This is a genomic window from Vibrio sp. T3Y01, from assembly GCF_013114525.1.
GTDB classification, from domain to species: Bacteria; Pseudomonadota; Gammaproteobacteria; order Enterobacterales; family Vibrionaceae; genus Vibrio; species Vibrio chagasii_B.
Window position 1 is genome coordinate 14,188 of sequence record NZ_VTXJ01000005.1, and the last position, 23,164, is coordinate 37,351.

The 23,164-nt window shown below is 42.7% G+C and carries 21 protein-coding genes, 1 tRNA gene and 1 riboswitch; of the genes, 18 read left to right on the plus strand and 4 right to left on the minus strand.

Annotated features, from left to right (window positions below; translation table 11 throughout):
- Window positions 1-5 precede the first annotated feature (5 nt).
- Complete coding sequence (rsxB, locus tag F0232_RS06980; protein ID WP_004734040.1) at window positions 6-599, minus strand: electron transport complex subunit RsxB; 594 nt, start codon at window positions 597-599, stop codon at window positions 6-8.
- Window positions 600-601: 2 nt separating this feature from the next.
- Window positions 602-1,180 (minus strand): electron transport complex subunit RsxA, encoded by a 579-nt coding sequence (rsxA, locus tag F0232_RS06985; protein WP_004737335.1) that lies wholly within the window; start codon window positions 1,178-1,180, stop codon window positions 602-604.
- Window positions 1,181-2,022: 842 nt separating this feature from the next.
- Here rsxA and F0232_RS06990 point away from each other — a divergent pair.
- From F0232_RS06990 to F0232_RS07010, 5 genes are all read left to right on the plus strand, one after another.
- Window positions 2,023-2,790 carry a transcriptional regulator gene (locus F0232_RS06990; protein WP_367613619.1) on the plus strand — a complete coding sequence of 256 codons (768 nt, stop codon included), beginning with the start codon at window positions 2,023-2,025 and terminating at the stop codon, window positions 2,788-2,790.
- 130 nt (window positions 2,791-2,920) lie between these two features.
- The gene (locus F0232_RS06995) at window positions 2,921-3,301 is read left to right on the plus strand and encodes a hypothetical protein (RefSeq protein ID WP_239938164.1); all 381 of its coding nucleotides are present in this window, start codon (window positions 2,921-2,923) and stop codon (window positions 3,299-3,301) included.
- Between the two features lie 186 nt (window positions 3,302-3,487).
- On the plus strand, window positions 3,488-4,891 hold the full coding sequence (sph, locus tag F0232_RS07000; protein ID WP_061033819.1) for a sphingomyelin phosphodiesterase: 1,404 nt from the start codon (window positions 3,488-3,490) through the stop codon (window positions 4,889-4,891).
- Window positions 4,892-5,587: 696 nt separating this feature from the next.
- Window positions 5,588-6,919: a hypothetical protein gene (locus F0232_RS07005; RefSeq protein WP_061033806.1), complete on the plus strand. Its 1,332-nt coding sequence runs from the start codon at window positions 5,588-5,590 to the stop codon at window positions 6,917-6,919.
- Between the two features lie 19 nt (window positions 6,920-6,938).
- Window positions 6,939-7,379, plus strand: coding sequence for a hypothetical protein (locus F0232_RS07010; protein WP_061033805.1), 441 nt, complete (start codon window positions 6,939-6,941; stop codon window positions 7,377-7,379).
- A gap of 466 nt (window positions 7,380-7,845) precedes the next feature.
- On the opposite strand, the gene F0232_RS07015 is transcribed toward F0232_RS07010, so the two are convergent.
- Window positions 7,846-7,921, minus strand: a tRNA-Asn gene (locus tag F0232_RS07015).
- A gap of 509 nt (window positions 7,922-8,430) precedes the next feature.
- Between F0232_RS07015 and uvrB the strand changes: the two genes are divergently transcribed.
- The 3 genes from uvrB (at window position 8,431) to luxU (ending at window position 12,507) form a co-directional block, all read left to right on the plus strand.
- A complete protein-coding gene (uvrB, locus tag F0232_RS07020; protein WP_105057418.1) occupies window positions 8,431-10,461 on the plus strand; it encodes an excinuclease ABC subunit UvrB in 2,031 nt (676 codons plus the stop codon).
- A 289-nt stretch (window positions 10,462-10,750) separates the two neighbouring features.
- A complete protein-coding gene (gene luxO, locus F0232_RS07025) occupies window positions 10,751-12,139 on the plus strand; it encodes a quorum-sensing sigma-54 dependent transcriptional regulator LuxO (protein WP_032553998.1) in 1,389 nt (462 codons plus the stop codon).
- A 23-nt stretch (window positions 12,140-12,162) separates the two neighbouring features.
- Window positions 12,163-12,507, plus strand: a complete 345-nt coding sequence (gene luxU, locus F0232_RS07030; RefSeq protein WP_061033803.1) for a quorum-sensing phosphorelay protein LuxU — start codon at window positions 12,163-12,165, stop codon at window positions 12,505-12,507.
- A 78-nt stretch (window positions 12,508-12,585) separates the two neighbouring features.
- On the opposite strand, the gene F0232_RS07035 is transcribed toward luxU, so the two are convergent.
- Window positions 12,586-13,473, minus strand: coding sequence for a YvcK family protein (locus F0232_RS07035; protein WP_061033802.1), 888 nt, complete (start codon window positions 13,471-13,473; stop codon window positions 12,586-12,588).
- Between the two features lie 194 nt (window positions 13,474-13,667).
- A riboswitch (molybdenum cofactor riboswitch) is annotated at window positions 13,668-13,820 on the plus strand.
- Between F0232_RS07035 and moaA the strand changes: the two genes are divergently transcribed.
- From moaA to oppF, 10 genes are all read left to right on the plus strand, one after another.
- Window positions 13,809-14,798 carry a GTP 3',8-cyclase MoaA gene (gene moaA, locus F0232_RS07040; RefSeq protein ID WP_004737343.1) on the plus strand — a complete coding sequence of 330 codons (990 nt, stop codon included), beginning with the start codon at window positions 13,809-13,811 and terminating at the stop codon, window positions 14,796-14,798. Its footprint overlaps the riboswitch before it by 12 nt.
- Window positions 14,799-14,877: 79 nt before the next feature.
- Window positions 14,878-15,390, plus strand: a complete 513-nt coding sequence (gene moaB, locus F0232_RS07045) for a molybdenum cofactor biosynthesis protein B (protein ID WP_004737344.1) — start codon at window positions 14,878-14,880, stop codon at window positions 15,388-15,390.
- Window positions 15,391-15,402: 12 nt separating this feature from the next.
- Window positions 15,403-15,882: a cyclic pyranopterin monophosphate synthase MoaC gene (moaC, locus tag F0232_RS07050; RefSeq protein WP_004734026.1), complete on the plus strand. Its 480-nt coding sequence runs from the start codon at window positions 15,403-15,405 to the stop codon at window positions 15,880-15,882.
- A complete protein-coding gene (gene moaD / locus F0232_RS07055; protein WP_004737346.1) occupies window positions 15,879-16,124 on the plus strand; it encodes a molybdopterin synthase sulfur carrier subunit in 246 nt (81 codons plus the stop codon). The genes moaC and moaD overlap by 4 nt, the downstream gene beginning before the upstream one ends.
- A 2-nt stretch (window positions 16,125-16,126) precedes the next feature.
- A complete protein-coding gene (moaE, locus tag F0232_RS07060) occupies window positions 16,127-16,582 on the plus strand; it encodes a molybdopterin synthase catalytic subunit MoaE (RefSeq protein ID WP_105057417.1) in 456 nt (151 codons plus the stop codon).
- 652 nt (window positions 16,583-17,234) lie between these two features.
- Window positions 17,235-18,866 (plus strand): ABC transporter substrate-binding protein, encoded by a 1,632-nt coding sequence (locus F0232_RS07065; protein ID WP_061033800.1) that lies wholly within the window; start codon window positions 17,235-17,237, stop codon window positions 18,864-18,866.
- A gap of 112 nt (window positions 18,867-18,978) precedes the next feature.
- Window positions 18,979-19,899, plus strand: coding sequence for an oligopeptide ABC transporter permease OppB (oppB, locus tag F0232_RS07070; RefSeq protein ID WP_017062174.1), 921 nt, complete (start codon window positions 18,979-18,981; stop codon window positions 19,897-19,899).
- A gap of 12 nt (window positions 19,900-19,911) precedes the next feature.
- Window positions 19,912-20,814, plus strand: coding sequence for an oligopeptide ABC transporter permease OppC (oppC, locus tag F0232_RS07075; RefSeq protein ID WP_061033799.1), 903 nt, complete (start codon window positions 19,912-19,914; stop codon window positions 20,812-20,814).
- A 52-nt stretch (window positions 20,815-20,866) separates the two neighbouring features.
- Entirely contained in the window at window positions 20,867-21,841 is a 975-nt protein-coding gene (locus tag F0232_RS07080) for an ABC transporter ATP-binding protein (RefSeq protein WP_061033798.1), read from the plus strand.
- A complete protein-coding gene (oppF, locus tag F0232_RS07085) occupies window positions 21,838-22,833 on the plus strand; it encodes a murein tripeptide/oligopeptide ABC transporter ATP binding protein OppF (RefSeq protein ID WP_061033797.1) in 996 nt (331 codons plus the stop codon). Before F0232_RS07080 ends, oppF begins: the two co-directional genes overlap by 4 nt.
- Window positions 22,834-23,164: the final 331 nt, after the last annotated feature.

Below are 23,164 nucleotides of genomic sequence, written 5' to 3' on the forward strand. Positions count from 1 at the left end.
TAACCCTATGCCTTAGGCTCTGACGCGGTCGCATCAGTTGCTTGGTTAGTGATATCTGTAACAGGAATGATGTTCATCTGCCATTTCCAATTTTCAGTCGTTGTTGCCACTGGAATCATTTCAATACAGTCAGTAGGGCACGGCGCGACGCAAAGATCACAACCAGTACATTCATCTTTAATTACTGTGTGTAGTGCCTTAGTACCACCAACTATGGCGTCGACAGGGCAGGCTTGAATACATTTAGTACAGCCGATACACATATCTTCATGAATGAAGGCAACAGTTTTTACTTTGTTATCTAAGTCGTGAGCGGAGTCTTCAACTTCTACGCCCATTAAGTCTGCTAGCTTCTCAATGGTTGCTTGGCCACCAGGAGGACATTTATTGATTTTGTCTCCGTTAGCAATCGCCTCCGCGTATGGGCGACAACCTGGGTAGCCACACTGGCCACATTGTGTTTGCGGTAAAATGGTGTCGATTTGATCGACGATAGGATCGGCTTCTACTTTGAAGCGAATAGAGGCGAAGCCCAAGATAGCGCCAAAAACAGCGGCTAAAACGGCTAGCGCAATGATCGCAATTAAAATGGTACTCATGCTTATTTCACCAACCCAGTAAAGCCCATGAATGCCAGAGACATTAGGCCTGCTGTGATCATCGCTATCGATGCGCCTTTAAATGGCATTGGAACATCAGCAACCGCAATACGTTCACGCATTGCAGCAAATAGGATCAGAACAAGGGAGAAACCTACCGCCGCGCCAAAACCATAAACGATCGACTGGATGAAGTTGTGGTTTTCATTGATGTTCAAGAGTGCCACGCCTAATACCGCACAGTTGGTGGTGATAAGGGGTAGGAAGATACCCAATAGGCGATAAAGAGTCGGGCTGGTTTTGTGAACCACCATTTCCGTAAATTGAACCACCACCGCGATAACCAAAATGAAACTCATGGTACGCAGGTATTCAATACCCAGAGGGGTAAGGATGTAGGTTTCTACTAGGTATGCAGATACCGACGCTAACGTCAGAACGAAAGTCGTCGCGAGGCCCATGCCAATCGCAGTCTCCAGTTTCTTGGAGACTCCCATGAAAGGACATAGCCCTAAAAACTTCACTAGCACAAAGTTATTGACCAGCACTGTGCCAACCAACAACAAAAGGTATTCGGTCATAATGGATTAATTCTTGAGATTCCGATCCCGATATTATCCTGCTTTGCTCACCTAATAACAACCAGTGAACGGTGTGGTTTTGTATGTCTGATGGAAATTTATACGCTTAATAAGAGGATAGCAGATCTCATTGAAACAAATCAGTTGTTCTAAAGCGTGATAATGACACACGTATCACGGACGTGTTTGGGCTTCTATACGTGGTTTTCTCGAGCAGAGAATTGACAACTTTAACGAGGTTACTGTCTTCTTGTTGAGTACTGAATGTATCAGCTTTTAAGAAACCGGTTTCACCAGTGAGGATTAGAGGGAAGGGGCAAATCGTCTACCCTAAATGAGCCTGACATCGGCAAAAACTTAATCTGCGCAGATTAGTTTGTTGTAATTCAGATTTTTAGCGAACGTCTAGGCATAGGTTTTTTCCGGTAAGAGAAAAAATCAAAAGACATTTACTGTCATTATAAGTCAATTTGTGAATTAAATTGTAATATTTACTAATAATTAAGTGAAATTCACTCTCTTTTTTTTATGAAATAGTTGTCAAGTTTGGAATATATGTATTTTAGTTTTTTTTGTTTCATGGCGATGCATTTTTTATATATAGTTGCCTTTACAAAAAAGTTACTTATTTTGTCTTTTTAAATAACCATTTAATTAATCCTGTTAACGTTCGGTTAGTGACAAATGGTTTAATGAATCAAGTGACATATCAAAAATTGTTTTAAATTAATCCAATATTTATCCATGAAAATTATATTTGTATAAATATTATGGTTATTCAGTTTCAAGGCTAATTTATGTACAAATTAAATAATTGGTTAATTCACTTAGACCACCCGTTAGTGACTGATTTACTCAAAAATGAAGAAAAGCGCATCGGCTATCATGATCATCTTGTGATTCTAATGTTGTGTGAAAACGCTGGGAAAATTAATACAAAAGAAGATTTGTTGAATAGAGCTTGGCCAGGAAAGCACGTTTCGGAAGGGTCACTTACACAATCGATTAGCGCGATACGTACGTTGATCGAGGATGATGGGAAGCAACAAAAGTATCTGAAAACGGTCGCTAAGGTTGGTTATAAACTAGAAAGTGAGGCGGTGTCGTGGCTAGAAGAGAGTGATAGTCAATTAGATAGCCAAGACCACTTATTAACCGGGGACCCGAGTGGTAAGGCTGGGAGTTTTGAAGACAGCACCGACAAAAACACACAACATACATTTGGTCGTAATCAAATCTATATTGCATTGGGCCTCGTATTCATTGTGATTGCCGCATTGTTTCCATTGGTGTTTGCTACAAAAGAGCCTAATTTAACGAGTTGGCTCCCACTAACCAAAATGTTTTCTAGCGAAGCGTTAACAGTCTACAGCGATAATGAAGAAGAGGCCAAAGTAGTCGCAAAAGGCGTTACTCCTCTGGTTTCTGAAGAAGTTAAACAAGGTAGGTTAAGCCGATTGATCCTTGCCCACTCTCAAGAAAGCTTATCTATTGTCATCCTCAAGCCACTGGCACCACCTGTCAATTTAGTGGTTTTGTTTGAATCTCCTCAGTCTACGGATGATCTCGTTGGTATGGTTAACGCGGAGCTTAGTCGTTATGTTTACTAAAAATAAAAGCATTTACTTTCTTCTTTTTTGTCTTTGCATAATGTTTGCTTCTATTACACATAGCCTACGTTCGAAAAAAAATGTTTTGGTCAACTCTACCACCCTTTATATGACAGTAGATGGTGACTATATGGCCACAGAGAACATGGACGTAGTGATCAGTGAGGATAATTTTGAGGCGGTTACGGTTATAAAAGAAGCTGGACTCAATAACACCCTAGATATTTACACAAAAGGAAAATTCATTCGCAAGAGTGATGGCCTATTTAATGTAAGCTTACGTGAAGAACGCGTTGACCATGGAGACATTGATTTTGAGCGTGATGATGACATGCTTGTTTATGATAGGTATGTAAAAGCACGAAATAAGTTGTCGTTCTTTAAGTCGGTTCAAATACTTGAAGAGCTACCGAACCAATATATGCTTATCATTTCAAATAGCCCTGTAAAGAAAATGGTCGCTGTGAAAATGGAACCACTGCCAATTGTAGACTTTTATGATTACTATTAAGGTTTTAACCATGGTTTGATATTTTTTTTAGACCTATTTAATTATTATCAATTATATCACTATGGGAGGATACATCTCAGTTTAATAGGAGATGTACTAACCATGACAAGATATCTGATATCAGTTTTTCTAATACTATTCACATTTACTTTACGAGCTGAGGAGAGCAGTTCACCTCCCAAGATAATGAATTACAATGTCTATATGCTGGATCACCATCTGGGAATTTTCGTTGGTGGGACTAATCCAAATAAACGAGCAGAGTTATTGGCAAACTCGTCGGTTTTTGATGATATCGACGTGGTTGTATTTAATGAAGTGTTCGATAACCGAGCGAGTCAAATACTTATCGATGCACTCGCTCAGAAATTTGGGTATCTAACGCCTGTTTTGGGCCGTACAAAGAATGGCTGGGACCATACTGAAGGTTGGCGTTCGACATCTCTTGATGATGGCGGCGTGATTGTATTCAGTAAATATCCAATTGAGTATAAGTCACAAGTGATTTTTAGAGATGGTTGTGGCGCAGACTGGGCATCCCAAAAAGGTTTTATACACACCGTCATTAATAAAGGCGGAGAGAGATACAATATTATCGGCACCCATGTTCAAGCTGACGATGATACCTGTAATATTGCTCCCTCTGTGGTTAGACAAGACCAGTTCGCACAAATAGAGAGCTATATTTTCGGGGCAAGCCGCTCAGCTGACGAAATGTTTTTTATTGCTGGTGACCTAAATGTCGCAAAGGACTCACAAGAGTTTTCCTCAATGCTCGCGACCTTAAATGCATCAGCGCCGACTAACTATGCTGGCGCGCCTTACTCATGGGACCCTGCTGTCAATGGTTTAGCTCACGCAAACTACCCAAATTTTAAAGGGCAATTACTAGATTATGTTCTTGTTGAGCGTAGTCATAAGCAACCCAAGAACTGGCATAACCAAGTGTTAGATATCGTGTCGGATAGAGTTGAGTTACCCGGCACTCAGGAGCCGTATTACTTTTATGAGTATTCAGACCATTTCCCAGTCACTGCATTTGAGTATGCAGATGAAACCACGCCAACTCAGAGTGTGCGCCCAAACAATAAGCCGTATAACGCCATCAGACTAAAGCATCGATTAACTGGAGAATATGTTTACGCAGATCCAAATGTGTCTAATGGCTGGCTTACCTACGGTCCCGATGGAGAGCAATCCAATGCGAAGTTTAAGTTAGACAACTGGCATCCATATATAGGTACTTGTATCCACGACCATGACTATGTACAGATCTCTAGAACAGATGGTTATAAAGATCACTACTGGACTTATAGTGGTAGTACGTATTACACGGAAGATCACGATTCTTCTGACTTCATGAAGATTAGCCGCTTAACAGAATCCGATAGCTGCATCCAAAATGGTGATGTCGTGTATATTTATGATCATGCTCATCATCTCTGGACATCCCCGAACAAATATCTTGAGCCTAGTAACCTGTATATCCAAGGGACTAAAGAGCTACCCGTTGGAGAAAATGGGCTGTTCATTATTGAGATGGACAACTTTGAATTCTCCGACTGGGAATCGAGTCTTTCCTATAAATGAATATATTCTAAATATTGATTTTTCTTGAAATTACTTGATTGTCAGTACTATTTGACTCATTTGGTTTATTGTAAATAGTGAATCAATAGAGTGTGTTGGGTGATAGTAAGAGGTCAGGTTGGTTAGCCATCAATGTAGCCCTTAAGTTACCATCTTTAAATAAAAGCCACTTTAGTGTGGCTTTTTATATTATAAAAAATCATCCAATTCTCGGTTGGTTAATAAATGGCTAAACGAATTTTTAAATTCATGATGTGTTGAAATTTGGTTTTTATAAATTGCCTTAATTAATAAAAACTTGTTGGAATGGTTTTTGGCGTTAGTAAGATATTGAATTATGAACTTTGACGGATACTTTGAAAAAATACAAATTCAAATAGAGAAGGTGGATTCGCTAGAAGACCTTTTAGTATGGCGGAAGAGAATTAATATAGGGCATTCTGGTCTTTCTTTTCGTACAGAGCAAGGCTGTCTTATTTCACATTGTTACCGAAGGTTTAAGGAAGAAGACTCAAAAATTATCGAACTTAATTTTTCTTGTGATATATGAATGAAATGGTGACTTCACTATTGTTCAGGTTTTTTCAATAACAGAATATATTTTTTTATTACTACTTTATTGTGATTATATTTTTTTGACTCGTTAATTTTAAAAGGCATCGATATTGATGTTAATGCAGTTAAAAGGAACGAGTGATGAAATTAAGAAGCTTCAGTCTAAGCTTGATAACAGTCTCTGTGTTATCTGGCTATGCTAATGCATCTCCTATCCCCGGAATTGATGATGCTTACTTTAAAGGTGCTGACGAGTACGTTGTGTACGACGACCCGGCGACAGCCTGCGATATATTTAATGCAAAAGTAGAATATATTAATAACCATCTAGAGCAGGAGGGTTTACCTGGAAAAATTGCGAATCTTTGCCAGCATGCAAGAATAGAAGATGGTCAAATTGAAGAACAGTTCATTATTACCTCTCAGAATGGTGCCTATGGCCCAGGTAAGGAAAAGTACAAAATTCATGAGCAGGTTGACGTTGCTCGTACTATCGATCTGTTGATGTTTTCTCAGTCAAACAAGACTAACTATATTATGGCGGTTGACGGCAGCATGAATGTCACACGTCAAACCCTTGCCGATGGAGGCTATTTTTTCGAGTGGGAAGATGAAAAAGTTGCGCCGCACTTTTATTACCGAGAAGGATACTTAGGTCAGATTTTCCACGGGAATTCTCAATTCAATTTCATGTCAGGTGAAGATGCTTACAATCAGATGCACCGTAGAGCGGTTAATGAAGCCCCTAATGATCTAGAAGAGCAAACAAGGTTGACTTGGAAGTATTTAAGTGAGAGGTGTGAAAACGACGAACTCAACGATCACTGTCTTCCTCAACACCGTCACGGAAATCTGTTTGTGAACCAGCAAAGCTTTCCGGGCTCGAGTAATGTGAATAAAGAGATTTCGTTAGCTGAGAGTACGTCTTTTAGCTTTGATATTACGGGTTCTTTTGAAGCGAGCAAATCAGATGGTCCGTCTGCTGGTCTCGCAGTAGGCTTTGGTTTTAACAAAACCAAAGAATCTAGTCAAACACACAGTATGTTGAATTACACCTCGGTTGATGAGGGCAATGATATCGGCCATACGGTTGTCCAGACTATTAATACAAAAGCGGTGGGGGAAGCTGGCTATTATGCGGATAATCCATCTTCAGAATTTTGGCATGTAAAGAATGCTGCTGAAATCTGGGGTGAAGATCTGTACCGAGTTTATGATCTGAAGAGTTATGAGACTTGGCAGGAAAACTACACTGCGGATTGGAATACTTGTCGTGATCAAAAACTGGTATTTGGCAATGCGGTGACGGTTTCGCGCGCTTATCTCAATATGTATGGCAGCACTTGGTCAATTAATGAGAATGAGTCAATTTTGTACCAAAGAGATTCTAACTACGGCATTACGATCGATACCGATTGTACTACGGATGATAAAGGTCAAACTTTCCGTATTATGAAAGAAACAATTCTTTAGTTATTAGAGGGTAAAGAGAATGAATTTTGTTAAAAGCACTATTTTTGCTAGTACGCTGCTATTGTCTTTGGCTTCTAATGCTGCGAGCCTATCTACCATTGGAACGCAAGATAACGGTGTATTCAATGAGATGCAGCGAATCCAACTGAAGTCTGCTGGAGAACGTAGCTCTGCGAAGTCTGCGGATATCTTTTTTATTAATAGTAATGATGTTCAAGTTGAAGACTTGACGAAAGAGTTACTGAAAGACTTTAACTCTATCGTGATCGTTGGCGACTCATTTAAAAATAAAGAATTGATGATTAAGCTGGTTGGATTTGGTATCGAGAGAGAAGTGGTAGCTATTACCAATATCCACGACTCATCGAAGCGTCAGATCAATACCTACAGCAAAGGCGATAAAGCTGGCGATGATAAGGTAGCAGCTGTGCTAATGGATACGATTGCTCGTCACCTGTAATACAACATAAATAGACTCTGCAGTGTACCGATTATTTTTCGGTTAACCTGTGGTCTCAAAATTAAGTAAGCCACGGACTCGTTCGTGGCTTTTTTGATCTGCACTAGGCATAGGGCATAGCAAAGTCCTATTTTTGGGCTGAGATATTGGTTTGGTATAAACCAGTCGCTTTAAAACGCAAAAAGCCGCATCAAGTGATGCGGCTTCTTTAAATTTGGTTCCCCTTGTCGGGACTCGAACGCGGGCGGCTAGTACGGTCCGACGCTTCGGCTGAGACATTAACTTGGAACAAGTTAGTCGCAGTTAAAATGAAAAAAGCTCAATCTTTCGATTGAGCTTTTTCCTAGAATTTGGCTCCCCCTGCGGGACTAGAACGCGGGCGGCCAGCTCTGAGACATTGGCTTGGTACAAACCAGTCGCTTTATAACGTAAAAAGCCGCATCAAGTGATGCGGCTTCTTTAAATTTGGCTCCCCCTGCGGGACTCGAACCTGCGACATACGGATTAACAGTCCGCCGTTCTACCAACTGAACTAAGGGGGAATTGCTTGTTAGCGACGCGAATTCTAATAAGAGTCCTATTTTCTGTCAACAAAAAATAGTAGAAAAAAATTAGATAAATAACTTTACTTTCTTGAATGCCTTGTTGGATTTGGCTTTGTTTTAGTTATCCACCAAAATTGTGGATAAGTGTGTGTGTGAAACTTTAACAACAATAGCCGGGATAAATCTGAAAATGTAAAAAATTGATCTAACTTGATGTATTTAAAGGATAGTTTGCAATTTATTACGATTGTATAACTTTTCTTGATTACAAAGGGAACAGTAAAACAAGCGGTATTTTTAGGTTTTTTGGGGAAAAGTAGTGGATTAAAATTCGAGTAATTTAGCTGAGGAAACTTTGCAGGGGCACGGATAATACCAAGTTCTAAGATTAAAAGCTATAACTGATCTCTAATCTTAAGATGCATTTCTCCAGATAATAGTTGCATCGACACTCCTCCTAGAGTGACAATGACCTGATTAAAAAAACAGTATGGAAATGGCGACCTATGAGTAAACTTTTTGATTTGGTATCGGACTACAGTCCGTCCGGTGACCAGCCAACTGCGATTACCCAATTACTAGATGGACTGGATTCTGGTCTTGCACATCAAACTCTATTAGGGGTAACGGGGTCGGGTAAAACCTTTACGCTTGCGAACGTCATTTCACAATCTCAAAGACCAGCAATCCTATTAGCGCCGAATAAGACGTTGGCTGCCCAACTTTATGGTGAGATGAAGTCTTTCTTCCCAAATAACGCTGTTGAGTATTTCGTTTCTTACTACGACTACTACCAACCGGAAGCCTACGTTCCAACGACGGATACATTTATTGAGAAAGATGCGTCTGTAAACGCTCATATTGAACAAATGCGGCTCTCGGCGACTAAGGCCTTATTAGAAAGAAAAGACGCCATTATCGTTGCGTCTGTTTCCGCTATCTATGGTTTGGGCGACCCTGAGTCTTATTTGAAAATGATGCTTCACTTGAGCCGTGGCGAGATCATGGATCAGCGCGATATCTTGCGTCGTTTGGCCGAACTTCAATATTCCAGAAACGATGTTGCTTTTGAGCGTGGTCAGTTCCGTGTTCGTGGTGAAGTGATTGATATCTTCCCGGCTGAATCTGACCAAGACGCAGTGCGAATCGAGATGTTTGATGATGAGGTCGACTGCATCAGTATCTTCGACCCGCTAACTGGCGCAATTAAACAAAGAGATTTGCCACGCTTTACGGTTTATCCAAAGACTCACTACGTTACGCCAAGAGAAAAAATCCTTGAGGCTATCGAGAACATCAAGGATGAACTGCGAGAGCGTGCCCAATATCTGAAAGACAACAATAAACTTCTCGAAGAGCAGCGCATTTCGCAGAGGACTCAATTTGATATCGAGATGATGACAGAGCTCGGTTTCTGCTCGGGCATTGAAAACTACTCACGTTACTTAAGTGGCCGTGCTGAAGGTGAAGCGCCGCCAACATTATTCGACTACTTGCCTGACGATGGCCTGCTAATCATTGATGAGTCACACGTTACCGTGCCGCAAATCGGTGCGATGTATAAAGGTGATCGCTCTCGTAAGGAGACTTTGGTTGAATTTGGCTTCCGTCTACCGTCTGCGTTAGACAACCGACCAATGAAGTTCGATGAGTTTGAATCCATCGCGCCGCAAACGATTTTTGTCTCTGCAACGCCTGGTAACTATGAACTTGAAAAATCAGATGGAGAGATCGCCGATCAAGTCGTTCGTCCTACTGGTTTATTAGACCCTATTATTGAAGTAAGGCCAGTCGCGACTCAGGTGGATGACTTGTTGTCTGAAATCAGAATCCGTTCAGCGAAAGAAGAGCGTGTATTGGTGACTACGTTGACCAAGAGAATGGCGGAAGATCTTACTGAATATCTAACAGAACATGGGGTGAAAGTGCGTTACTTACACTCGGATATCGATACGGTTGAACGTGTTGAAATCATTCGAGACCTACGTCTTGGCGAGTTCGATGTGTTAGTAGGTATTAACTTACTTCGAGAAGGTTTGGATATGCCTGAAGTATCGCTGGTGGCGATTCTTGATGCTGACAAAGAGGGATTTTTGCGTTCTGAACGCTCTCTGATCCAAACGATCGGTCGTGCAGCTCGTAACCTAGAAGGTAAGGCGATCTTGTACGGTGACTCGATCACTAAATCGATGAAAAAGGCGATAGATGAAACGGACCGCCGCAGAGAAAAGCAGCAGGCCTACAACGAAGAACAAGGTATTACGCCACAAGCTCTTAAGCGTAATATCAAAGATATCATGGAGTTGGGTGATATCACTAAGTCGAAGCAGCAACGACAATCTAAGCAGGTACCATTGTCTAAGGTGGCAGAGCCATCAGAAAGTTACGCAGTACTAACACCACAACAGCTCGATAAAGAGATCAGTAAGTTGGAAGCGGCGATGTATCAACATGCTCAAAACTTGGAGTTTGAATTGGCAGCGCAGAAACGCGATGAAATTGAACAGCTGAGAAAGCAGTTTATAACCAATAGCTAAATGTTACTTATTATTGGCTCAACCTCCCTCTTGCTCGTGTTCTAGACAAAAAATAGCCAGTAGGAAATGTTCTACTGGCTTACGTTTGTGAACACTTAGTCCACTAACAACGTCAGTTGGCTAGGTGACCCGAAGGTCATCTAATCGACTGCATCGTTCATGCCATATAGATAAGATATTGATTGTTTGAAGTCGGTATAGAAATACAATACAAATATTGTGGCCAATTTGCATAATGCAAAGCGGAATGCGACTATAATAAGAAATGCAAATTATAAATGGCTAGGATATGCAATCAAAAACGCTAGATAACAAATCAAAGTATTTGTTGATGGTAGAGGATACCGCCTCGGTAGCAGCTTTGTACCGCTCGTATCTTACACCGCTCGAAATTGATATCAACATTGTGGGCACTGGTCGCGATGCAATTGAGAGCTTGAATCATCGAATCCCTGACCTAATTTTATTAGATCTACGCCTGCCTGATATGACGGGCATGGACGTGCTATTTGCGGTTAAACAAAAGTACCCTGAGGTGCCTGTTATCTTCATGACAGCTCACGGTTCGATTGATACCGCAGTTGAAGCGATGCGTCACGGTTCTCAAGACTTCCTTATCAAACCGTGTGAAGCAGACCGCCTTCGTATCACGGTCAATAATGCTATCCGCAAAGCGACGAAATTAAAGAACAGTTCAGAGCACCCTGGAAATCAGAACTATCAAGGTTTCATCGGTAGTAGCCAAACTATGCAGCAGGTGTATCGAACTATTGACTCTGCCGCATCAAGTAAAGCGAGTATTTTCATTACTGGTGAAAGTGGTACCGGTAAAGAGGTGTGTGCAGAAGCTATTCATGCTGCGAGTAAGCGTGGCGATAAACCGTTTATCGCTATCAACTGTGCGGCGATTCCCAAGGACTTGATTGAAAGTGAACTGTTTGGTCACGTGAAAGGGGCATTTACAGGGGCGGCAACAGATCGTCAAGGCGCTGCTGAACTGGCTGATGGTGGCACTTTGTTCCTTGATGAGCTCTGTGAAATGGACCTTGAACTGCAAACCAAGCTTTTACGCTTTATCCAGACAGGTACTTTCCAAAAAGTGGGTTCGTCGAAGATGAAGAGTGTCGACGTTCGTTTTGTGTGTGCGACCAACCGCGATCCTTGGAAAGAAGTTCAAGAAGGGCGTTTTAGAGAAGATTTATACTATCGTTTGTACGTGATTCCTCTGCACTTGCCACCATTGCGTGAGCGTGGTGAAGATGTCATCGAGATTGCGTACTCACTGCTAGGATATATGTCCGTAGAAGAGGGCAAAGCGTTTGTGCGTTTTGCTCAGGAAGTGCTTGATCGTTTCAATCAGTATGAATGGCCTGGTAATGTACGTCAGCTGCAAAACGTGCTGCGAAATGTTGTGGTATTGAACAATGGTAAAGAGATTACGCTCAACATGTTGCCGCCACCACTAAACCAGCCAATTGAAAACAGTCTACGCTTGAAAGAGAAGCAGAGTGAAGACATCACCGTTAAAGATATTTTCCCGCTGTGGATCACTGAAAAAACAGCCATCGAGCAGGCCATCAAAGCGTGTGATGGCAACATTCCAAGAGCTGCTGGTTTCTTGGATGTAAGTCCTTCGACCATTTACCGTAAATTGCAAGCGTGGAATGCAAAACAGTAATCACCAAACGAAAAGAAATAACAATGACCAAAGTATTGAATCAACAAAAAGTTGATGAGCTTGCCGGTGAAATAGGGCAAGAGAATGTTCCGGTGTTACTGGAGATCTTTTTAGGAGAATTAAAAGGCTACTATGAGCACCTAGAGATAAATAAAGAGTCGGATACCTCCAAGTATTTGGCGGATATTAGCCATGCTCTAAAGAGCAGCGCTGCCAGCTTTGGTGCTGACTCCTTGTGCAGTTTCGCGATTGATTTAGACAGTAAAGTGAAACAGTCTCTGCCTATTACCGATGGTGATTTTGAAGATATGCAGTCATTACTGCTTTCGACATACACAGAATATCAGCAGTTGATGACGGATCTCTAAAGTAGAGAATTACTATAGAAACTAAAAAGGAGCGGAATGCTCCTTTTTTAGTTTCTGTTGTTTGAGCTGGTTTGTGGTTTAAGCCAACTGAGCTTCGATCGCTTGTTGTAACTTCACTCGGTCATGGCGCCAGTCTCGGTTGGCCGACGCAAGATCAGTGGTGACACAATTCCATTGTCCTTCAAGTTCAGGGTGAGGCTCATTACCAAGAATAATATCTATCTTGCGTGCTTTACAGGTACGTTCACACCACTCAAGCTGTTCTTGAAGTGTCATTTTCCCGGCAGGACCATGCTCTGGCGATAAGTTTTCAACGAAGATAAGCTTAGCATGGGTATTTTCGGAAATAGCTTTACCAATCTCTGGGAGCAGAAGTGGTGGCATCACACTGGTCAAAAAGCTCCCTGGCCCAAGAACGATGCAGTCCGCTTGCTCAACTGCAGCAACGGCTTCTTTAGTTGCTGGAACTTCCGGCGACAAGTCCATCATGCGTAGCTTTTCTGTCATGTCATCCACATTGGTTTCACCTGTTACCCAGCGCCCATCCATAGATAGGGCGGTAAGGTCTGACGGGTGTTCGGTCATAGGGACGATATTGACATCGACCTTGAGCATATTTCGGATCAGGTTAATCGCTTCTAATGGTCGAACCGAGAGGTTGTCTAGTGCGGTCAGCATCAGATTACCCAAGTTATGACCGTCGAGTTCACCTTGACCGCGAAAACGGTATTCAAACATCATCGAGCTGATTGACGGCTCAGTGATTAATTGATTGATGCAGTTACGAGTATCACCCCATGCGATACCACCTTGGCAATCTCGAATTCGTCCGGTTGAACCACCGTTATCTGTTGTAGCAACAATGCCCGTGGCGTTACTACCGAAATCTTTTAATGCCGCCAACATGCGACCTAAGCCATGGCCGCCACCGATTGCGACCACTTTCTTTGAAGTGTAAATATTCATTTTTTATTCTTGTTAGATTATTACCAACTATAATTTAGGTTAAATGCTTCTTGTCAGATACTCAACAAGAGTTATTTTGAGCGTTTGATACGTTTTTTTTGCCAATGTGACCCGTTTTTTGTCATCAAAGCTAGATTCACGTACAAATATTAAGTATTTTATTACCCAGCTACTGTGCGTGTGAATGTAACGTGCGGTTGCCATAACTCCGAGCTCTCGCATGCTAAGTCGCACAGTGGTATTTGCTGTACCGATACGCATCAAGAGCCAGTGACATGTTGTCACAAGGGCTTAATTGGAAATGATTATGCCTCCCGTGTTTGGAAAGGTGTTCCGTGGCGCAACAATTCGAAGATAGATTCCATCGCAAGTTTTATTACTTGCGCTTGTCGGTTACAGACGTCTGTAACTTTAAATGTACTTACTGCTTGCCAGATGGTTACAAACCGTCAGGGCAAAAAAACTCGTCTTTTTTAAGTGTTCCCGAGATCAAACGTGTCGTTAAAGCGTTTGCAGATTGTGGCACCTCAAAGATCCGCATAACAGGCGGAGAGCCGAGCCTGCGTAAAGACTTCCCCGAAATTATTCAAACCGTTGCCAACACTCCAGGTATCAAAAAAGTTGCTACAACAACTAACGGCTACCGCATGGAGAAACAAGTAGGGCAGTGGCGTGATGCTGGTTTAACTCACATTAACGTAAGCGTAGATAGCTTAGATCCGCGCATGTTCCATCAGATCACTGGTGAGAATAAGTTTACTGAGGTAATGCGAGGCATTGATAAAGCGTTTGAGGTTGGCTTTGAACAAGTCAAAGTAAACGTAGTATTGATGAAAGACCTCAATAGCCAAGAGTTACCCGCCTTCCTTAATTGGATTAAAGACAAACCGATTCAACTGCGTTTTATTGAGCTGATGAAAACCGGCGAGATGGACGAGTTGTTTGATAAACACCATGTGTCAGGTGTCGCGATTCGTAACCAGCTTATTGCTAATGGTTGGTTGCTTAAAGTGAGAGCCGTTAATGATGGCCCTGCGCAAGTGTTCGTTCACCCAGATTACAAGGGTGAAATTGGTTTGATCATGCCTTACGAGAAAGACTTTTGTGAGAGCTGTAACCGACTGCGCGTTTCTGCGACCGGTAAGCTTCACCTATGTCTGTTTGGCGATCACGGTGTTGAACTGAGAGATTTGATTCAAGAAGATCAACAAGAGCAAGAGCTCATTGATCGTATTCAGGCTCAGCTACAAACCAAGTCCGTTAGCCACTTCTTACATGATGGCAACAGCGGCATGACTCCAAACTTGGCGTCAATCGGCGGTTAACCCGCACACACTCAAACGTATTTTATCGCTCAGTTTATTTAAGCTGGGCGAATCAGTCTAATTTTATATAGGTGAACAAATGGGTCACGCAGAAAGCAAATTTCAAGCAGCAAACATCGCAGTACTAACGGTTTCAGATACGCGTACAGAAGAAAACGATACGTCAGGTGGTTACTTAGCTGAGAATGCTAAAGAAGCAGGTCACAACGTAGTTGATAAGCAAATCGTTATCGATGACATGTACAAGATCCGTGCGATCGTATCTAAGTGGATCGCTGATGAAAGTGTACAAGCGATCATGATCACTGGCGGTACGGGCTTCACATCTCGTGACAGCACGCCTGAAGCGCTTAAGCCACTATTCGACAAAGAAGTAGAAGGCTTTGGTGAGTTATTCCGTCAAGTATCTTACGAAGAGATCGGTACATCGACAATTCAATCTCGTGCAATTGCGGGCTTTGCGAACCACACAGTTATCTTTGCAATGCCAGGCTCAACAGGCGCTTGTCGCACGGGTTGGACTAAGATTATCAAGCAACAGATGGATGCTAGCCACCGTCCTTGCAACTTCATGCCACACCTTTCTGTATAAGGCGGTTTGAGTATGAGCCAATTTACACACATTAACGCGTCTGGTGAAGCAAACATGGTCGATGTATCGGCTAAAGCAGAAACAGTACGTGAAGCGAGAGCAGAAGCGTTCGTGCAAATGTCTGCTGAAACGCTAGAGCTTATTGTTTCTGGTAGCCATCATAAAGGTGATGTTTTCGCAACGGCACGTATTGCTGGTATTCAAGCGGCTAAAAAGACGTGGGATCTGATTCCACTGTGTCACCCTCTGCTATTAACTAAAGTAGAAGTGCAGCTTGAAGCTATCGAGTCTGAAAACAAGGTTCGCATCGAATCGGTTTGTAAGCTTGCTGGTAAGACTGGCGTAGAAATGGAAGCGCTAACGGCTGCTTCTGTGGCTGCGTTAACGATTTACGATATGTGTAAAGCTGTTCAGAAAGACATTGTTATCGAAAACGTGCGCCTGTTAGAGAAGACAGGTGGTAAATCTGGTCACTTCAAGGTGGAATCATGATTACAGTACTTTTCTTTGCTCAAACTCGTGAACTTGTTGGTGTGGACAGCGTTGAAGTTGATGCACAATTTAAGACGATTGAAGCGATTCGTAGTCATCTTGTGACACAAGAAGGCAAATGGGATATCGCATTGGAAGAGGGTAAGCTTCTGGCTGCACTTAACCAATCAATCGTACCTCTGACAACTGAAGTGAAAGACGGCGACGAAGTGGCTTTCTTCCCGCCAGTGACTGGAGGCTAAGCATGGATCCAAGAGTATTAGTGACAGCTGAGGACTTCTCGGTAGGCGACGAATACGACTACTTGGCTCAAGGTACAGCTACCGGAGCGATTGTGACGTTCGTTGGTAAAGTTCGCGACATGAACCTTGGCGACAATGTGATTGGTTTGTCTCTGGAGCACTATCCGGGTATGACAGAAAAATCACTGAGCGAGATCTGTGACCAAGCTGAGGCTCGCTGGCCTATTCAGAAGATGCGTGTTATCCACCGTGTAGGTGACTTAGATATCGGCGACCAGATTGTATACGTTGGTGTATCCAGTGCACACCGTGGTGCTGCATTTGAAGCCTGTGAATTCGTTATGGACTTCCTGAAAACCAAGGCTCCCTTTTGGAAAAAGGAACGCACGACCGAAACGACGCGTTGGGTTGATTCTCGTGATTCAGACACGAAAGCAGCGGAACGCTGGGAGAAGTAATTTCTCTTAAAGTGATGTTGCTTCAGCATTTACTCATTTGTATATGAGACAGTCAAAAACCGACCACTTAGGTCGGTTTTTTTGTACCTGCTATAAATCTATTTATAGATAACCATTGATTTGATAAATGATAATTCATTGTGGTTGCATATAAATTCATCGAGTAATTTTGTCTTAATTGGTGCATTGGATAACCCGGTTTGGTGCAGAGCATTATGCTGTCTTGTATAAAGTGATTATCCTCACAAATAGTGTAGACGGTTTAGGTGATATGTGATGTGCAATTAGATTTCATGTGGCATTAATGTTAATTTGCGCTCAGTGTTCTAGCATAAGATGCTAAAAAAAAGTATCAACACAGATACATCAACACTAAAGGCTGTTTTTTAATTAATCCCTCTACGCAAGTCACTACTGATTTGGGATTTGTTAGATATTTACACTGATACCTTAAGTATTTCGGAGAATTATCCGATTTTTTGCGACTTGTTTGTGGCAAATTACTTCAATGGTTGATAGTGTGTGCCTCAATCTTTGTAAGGTTTTAGATTTTTATGCTTAAATTTTGAGCTAAATAAATCTAAATCACTGCCGTTCAGTGAACCAAGCAAAGAAGTCATGGATGCAATACATAAAACTTGGAGTTTATTAAATGTACAAGAATAAAATCACTCAGGCCCTTCTTCTAGGTGCTGGTTTGGCAGTGGCTGCCTCTTCTACTCTTTCTATCGCTGCTGAAGTTCCAGCAGGCACAGAACTGGCAAAAGTTCAGGAACTTGTTCGCGGTAACGGTACTGAAGTTGCAACTATCGACCCACACAAATCTCAAGGTGTACCAGAATCTCACGTAATTCGTGATCTTCTAGAAGGTCTAGTGAACCAAGACGGCGACGGTAACACTATCCCTGGTGTTGCGGAAAGCTGGGAAACGACAGACAACAAAACATTCACTTTCCACCTACGCAAAGACGCAAAATGGTCTAACGGCGATCCTGTAACAGCTCAAGATTTTGTATACAGCTGGCAACGTGCAGTTGATCCTGCAACGGCTTCTCCATACGCTTGGTACATGGAATACACCAAGATGGCGAATGCGAAAGATATCGTAGCGGGTAAGAAAGACAAGAGTGAACTAGGCGTTAAAGCAGTGGATGCAAACACTCTAGTTGTTGAATTAGAAACAGCGGTACCATACTTCGTAATGATGATGGGCCACACAACAATGAAGCCAGTACACCAGGCAACGGTTGAGAAATACGGTGACCAGTGGACTAAGCCAGAGCACTTTGTTGGCAACGGTGCATTCTCTGTTGATAAATGGGTTGTTAACGAGCGTCTAGTACTTAAGCGTAATGAACAGTACTGGGACAACGATAAAACAGTTCTTAACAAAGTAACGTTCCTACCAATCGAAAACCAAGTAGCGGAAATGAACCGTTTCCTATCTGGCGAAATCGACTTCACAAACGAACTGCCAACTGAGCACTTCAAGCGCCTTCAAAAAGAGCACGCTGAAGATGTATCTGTAGCGGGTAACCTATGTACTTACTACTACATCTTCAACACTAAGAAAGCACCGTTTGATGACGTTCGTGTTCGTCAAGCAATCTCTTATGCAATCGACCGTGATATCGTAACAGGTGCAATCCTAGCGCAAGGTCAAAAACCTGCTTACTTCCTAACGCCTGAAATCACTGCTGGCTTCAACCCTGAGCTACCAGCTTACGGTAAGATGTCTCAAAAAGAGCGTAACGCAGAAGCAGAGCGTCTTCTTGCAGAAGCGGGTTACGGTAAAGACAACCCACTTAAATTCAACCTACTTTACAACACTTCAGAGAACCACAAGAAGATTGCTGTAGCACTAGGTTCAATGTGGAAAAAAACACTAGGTCTTTCAGTAACACTTGAAAACCAAGAGTGGAAAACATACCTATCTTCTAAAGACTCTGGTGACTTCGAAGTTGCACGTGCTGGTTGGTGTGGTGACTACAACGAAGCGTCTTCGTTCCTAACGCTAATGAAGAGTAACAACACTACCGGTGGTGTTCACTACGATAGCGCGGCTTACGATCAAATCATCGACAAAGCACTTAACTCTACTTCAGAAGAAGAGCGCGAAGCACTTTACCTAGAAGCTGAGAAGTTGATGGCTAACGATATGCCAATCGCTCCTATCTACCAATACGTGAAATCTCGTCTACTTAACCCGCATGTTGGTGGCTTCCCAATCAACAACGCGGAAGACAAGATCTTCTCGAAAGACCTATACATCAAAGCTCAATAATCAGCTTCGATTCAAAAGTTAATATAAATATAACGATACAGGCACTACATGCGCAGGGCGCGCATGTAGCGTCTTTCTAATTTTAATTGTCACAGACTGAAAGAGTGAGTTTATGCTTAAATTCATTATGAAACGGATATTTGAAGCGATCCCAACCATGTTGGTTTTGATCACTATATCTTTCTTTCTTATGCGTTTCGCACCGGGTAACCCGTTTTCAAGCGAGCGTCCATTACCGCCAGAAGTTATGGCTAACATCGAAGCTAAGTACGGCTTAGATAAACCAGTATTTGAACAATACACCACGTATTTGACAAATATCTTACAAGGTGACTTCGGTCCATCTTTTAAATACCAAGATTACACAGTAAATGAGTTGATCGCGGTAGCACTTCCAGTATCGGCGAAGGTAGGTTTCGTTGCCTTTATCTTCACATTACTAATGGGGGTCACCGTCGGGACCATTGCCGCCTTGAAGCATAATACCTGGGTCGACTACACCATCATGTCGACCGCGATGCTTGGGGTTGTAATGCCATCGTTTGTATTGGCACCTGCACTGATTTACCTATTCTCACTGCACTGGAATATATTCCCTGCTGGTGGTTGGCATGGCGGTACATTCATGTACATCGTGCTACCTGTTATCGCGATGTCTCTTCTATACGTAGCAACTTTCGCTCGTATTACTCGTGGTAGCATGATCGAAACTCTTAACAGTAACTTTATCCGAACTGCACGTGCAAAAGGTCTAAGCTACCGTTACATCATTCTTAAGCATGCTCTTAAGCCAGCAATGCTGCCTGTTGTTTCATACATGGGACCTGCATTCGTAGGTATCATCACAGGTTCAGTTGTTGTTGAAACCATCTTCGGCCTACCAGGTATCGGTAAGCTGTTTGTTAACGCTGCGTTTAACCGTGACTACTCGCTAGTAATGGGTGTAACCATCTTGATTGGTTTCCTATTCATCTTGTTCAACGCAATTGTTGATATTTTGCTAGCGCTGATTGACCCGAAAATTCGCTACTAACAGGGACTGGTTATGTTGAAGAAAAAAGAAAATTTAGAAGCGATCGAAAAGTTCTCTGAGAGTTTGGAGATTGAAGGTCGTAGTTTATGGCAGGATGCTCGTATTCGTTTCATGCGTAACAAAGCGGCGATGGTCAGCCTGTTCATCCTTACTATTATGGTACTGGCGGTTATCTTTTTGCCGATGCTGGCTCAGTATACTTACGACGATACTGACTGGTATGCAATGCACGTTGGCCCCAATGCTGACCACTGGTTCGGTACTGATAGCTTAGGTCGTGACCTGTACGTGCGAACTCTGGTCGGTGGCCGCATCTCATTGATGGTTGGTGTGATGGGTGCTTTCGTAGCAGTATTGATTGGTACGCTTTACGGTGCAGCTTCCGGCTTCATTGGTGGTCGTACTGACCGAGTGATGATGCGTATCCTAGAAATCTTGTACGCAGTACCATTCATGTTCCTAGTAATCGTTCTAGTAACATTCTTTGGTCGTAACATCATTCTAATCTTCGTTGCGATTGGTGCGATTGCTTGGCTAGACATGGCGCGTATTGTACGTGGTCAAACGCTGAGTCTACGTAGTAAAGAGTTCATTGAAGCTGCTCACGTATGTGGTGTAAGCAAATGGAAGATCATTACACGTCACATCGTTCCAAACGTTCTAGGTATCGTAGCGGTTTACTCTACGCTGCTTATTCCGAGCATGATCCTTACAGAATCATTCTTATCTTTCCTTGGTCTTGGTGTTCAAGAGCCTATGACAAGCTGGGGCGCATTGCTTCAAGAAGGTTCGCAAACAATGGAAGTTGCAATTTGGCAACTGGCATTCCCTGCGGCATTCATGGTAGTCACGCTGTTCTGCTTTAACTACGTAGGCGACGGTCTGCGCGATGCGCTTGATCCAAAAGACAGATAAAAATTAATAGCAAATAAAACTACAAAAGCTATAAAAGATTAAGGAAGCAATGATGAGCTTATTAGATGTCAAAGACCTGCGCGTCGAATTTACCACGCAAGATGGTATCGTAACCGCAGTAAACGACTTGAACTTCTCACTTAACCAAGGCGAAACGCTAGGTATTGTTGGTGAGTCAGGTTCAGGTAAATCACAGACTGTATTCTCTATCATGGGGTTGCTGGCGAAAAACGGCATCATCTCTGGTAGTGCAAAATTCGAAGGTAAAGAGATCCTTAACCTTCCAGAAAAAGAACTGAACAAAGTTCGTGCTGAACAGATCGCGATGATCTTCCAAGATCCTATGACATCACTGAACCCTTACATGAAAGTAAGTGATCAGCTGATGGAAGTACTTATGCTGCACAAAGGCATGGGTAAAGCGGAAGCATTCGAAGAATCAGTACGCATGCTTGAGGCGGTTAAAATCCCTGAAGCACGTAAGCGTATCACCATGTACCCACACGAATTCTCTGGCGGTATGCGTCAGCGTGTGATGATTGCAATGGCGCTATTGTGCCGTCCAAAACTGCTTATTGCCGATGAACCCACCACCGCGCTGGATGTAACTATTCAAGCTCAAATCATGGAGTTGCTGAACGAACTGAAAGACGAGTTCAACACGGCAATCATCATGATTACCCACGATTTAGGCGTTGTTGCGGGTTCTTGTGACAAAGTACTCGTGATGTATGCTGGTCGTACAATGGAGTACGGTACGGTTGACGAAATCTTCTACGAGCCGAGTCACCCATATGCGGAAGGTCTACTGAAAGCTATTCCTCGTTTGGATACAGAAGGTGAGATCCTACCGACTATTCCAGGCAACCCACCAAACTTACTTCGCCTGCCAACAGGCTGTCCTTACCAAGACCGTTGTCACCGTGTAATGGACCGTTGTAAGCAAGAAGCACCGATTCTGACTCCATTTGGTCAAGGCGACCGTCAGCGTGCTTGTTTTTCTGATTGGGAGGCTTGGACAAAATGAGCGTAGTAGATAAGCAGTTATTATTAGATATTAAAGACCTGAAAGTTCACTTTAGCATTGCGGCTAAATCAGCGTGGCCTTGGGCAAAACCTTCAAACCTAAAAGCAGTTGATGGCGTTGATATCCACCTTTACGAAGGTGAAACGCTGGGTGTAGTAGGTGAGTCTGGTTGTGGTAAATCGACGTTTGCTCGTGCCATCATTGGTTTGGTTGAAGCAACTGACGGTGAAGTAATGTGGTTAGGTCAAGACCTAACTAAGATGCAAGAAGTACAACGTCGTGAAACTCGTAAAGAGATTCAGATGATCTTCCAAGACCCACTAGCATCGCTTAACCCGCGTATGTCTGTTGGTGACATCATTGCTGAGCCGCTAGAGACGTTCTACCCAGAGCTTTCTAAGCAGGAAGTGAAAGACCGTGTTAAGGAGATGATGGCGAAGGTAGGTCTACTGCCTAACGTAATCAACCGTTACCCGCACGAGTTCTCTGGTGGTCAGTGTCAGCGTATTGGTATCGCACGTGCACTTATCTTGAAACCTAAGATGATCATCTGTGATGAACCTGTTTCGGCACTTGACGTATCTATCCAAGCTCAAGTTGTTAACCTTCTGAAAGAACTGCAAAAAGAGCTAGGCCTTTCGTTGGTATTCATCGCGCACGATTTGTCAGTGGTTAAGCACATCTCAGACCGTGTATTGGTAATGTACCTAGGTAATGCGGTTGAGCTGGGTGAATCAGATGCACTTTTCTCTGATCCAAAGCACCCGTACACTAAGGCGTTGATGTCTGCGGTTCCTATTCCAGATCCTCGCTTAGAGCGTAGTAAAACAATCCAGATGTTGGAGGGCGATCTACCATCGCCAATTAACCCACCATCAGGTTGTGTTTTCCGTACTCGTTGTCCACAAGCGACAGAGGCGTGCGCGCAAACTAAGCCAACGATTCAAGGCGATGACGTTCACGCAGTATCTTGCTTGCACGTACAAGTCTAGAGCCAATTTAAAACGGTTCAGCCTGTGACAGGCTTAAGCGCGACTAGTTTTTAGAGTCGCGCTTTTTTTGTACTGCAGGCCTAGTTCCTATATTTTGCTCAACAGCTTCATCAAATAATTCGAACAACTAAGCCAACTTCTTCTAGTTTTGAAAAAGCTGGCTTTTTTTATACTAATACCAATCGTAGTAAATAACTGCTCATCCTAGCTTGCTAAAACGCTCGATAACGGCGTTAGAATTTTTGATTGTAGATAGCTACTAACAGAAAAATTCTTCTTTGTTCTCAAGCCTTTTCTCTGCGCTATTTCTGAACATTTACTTACTGTGATT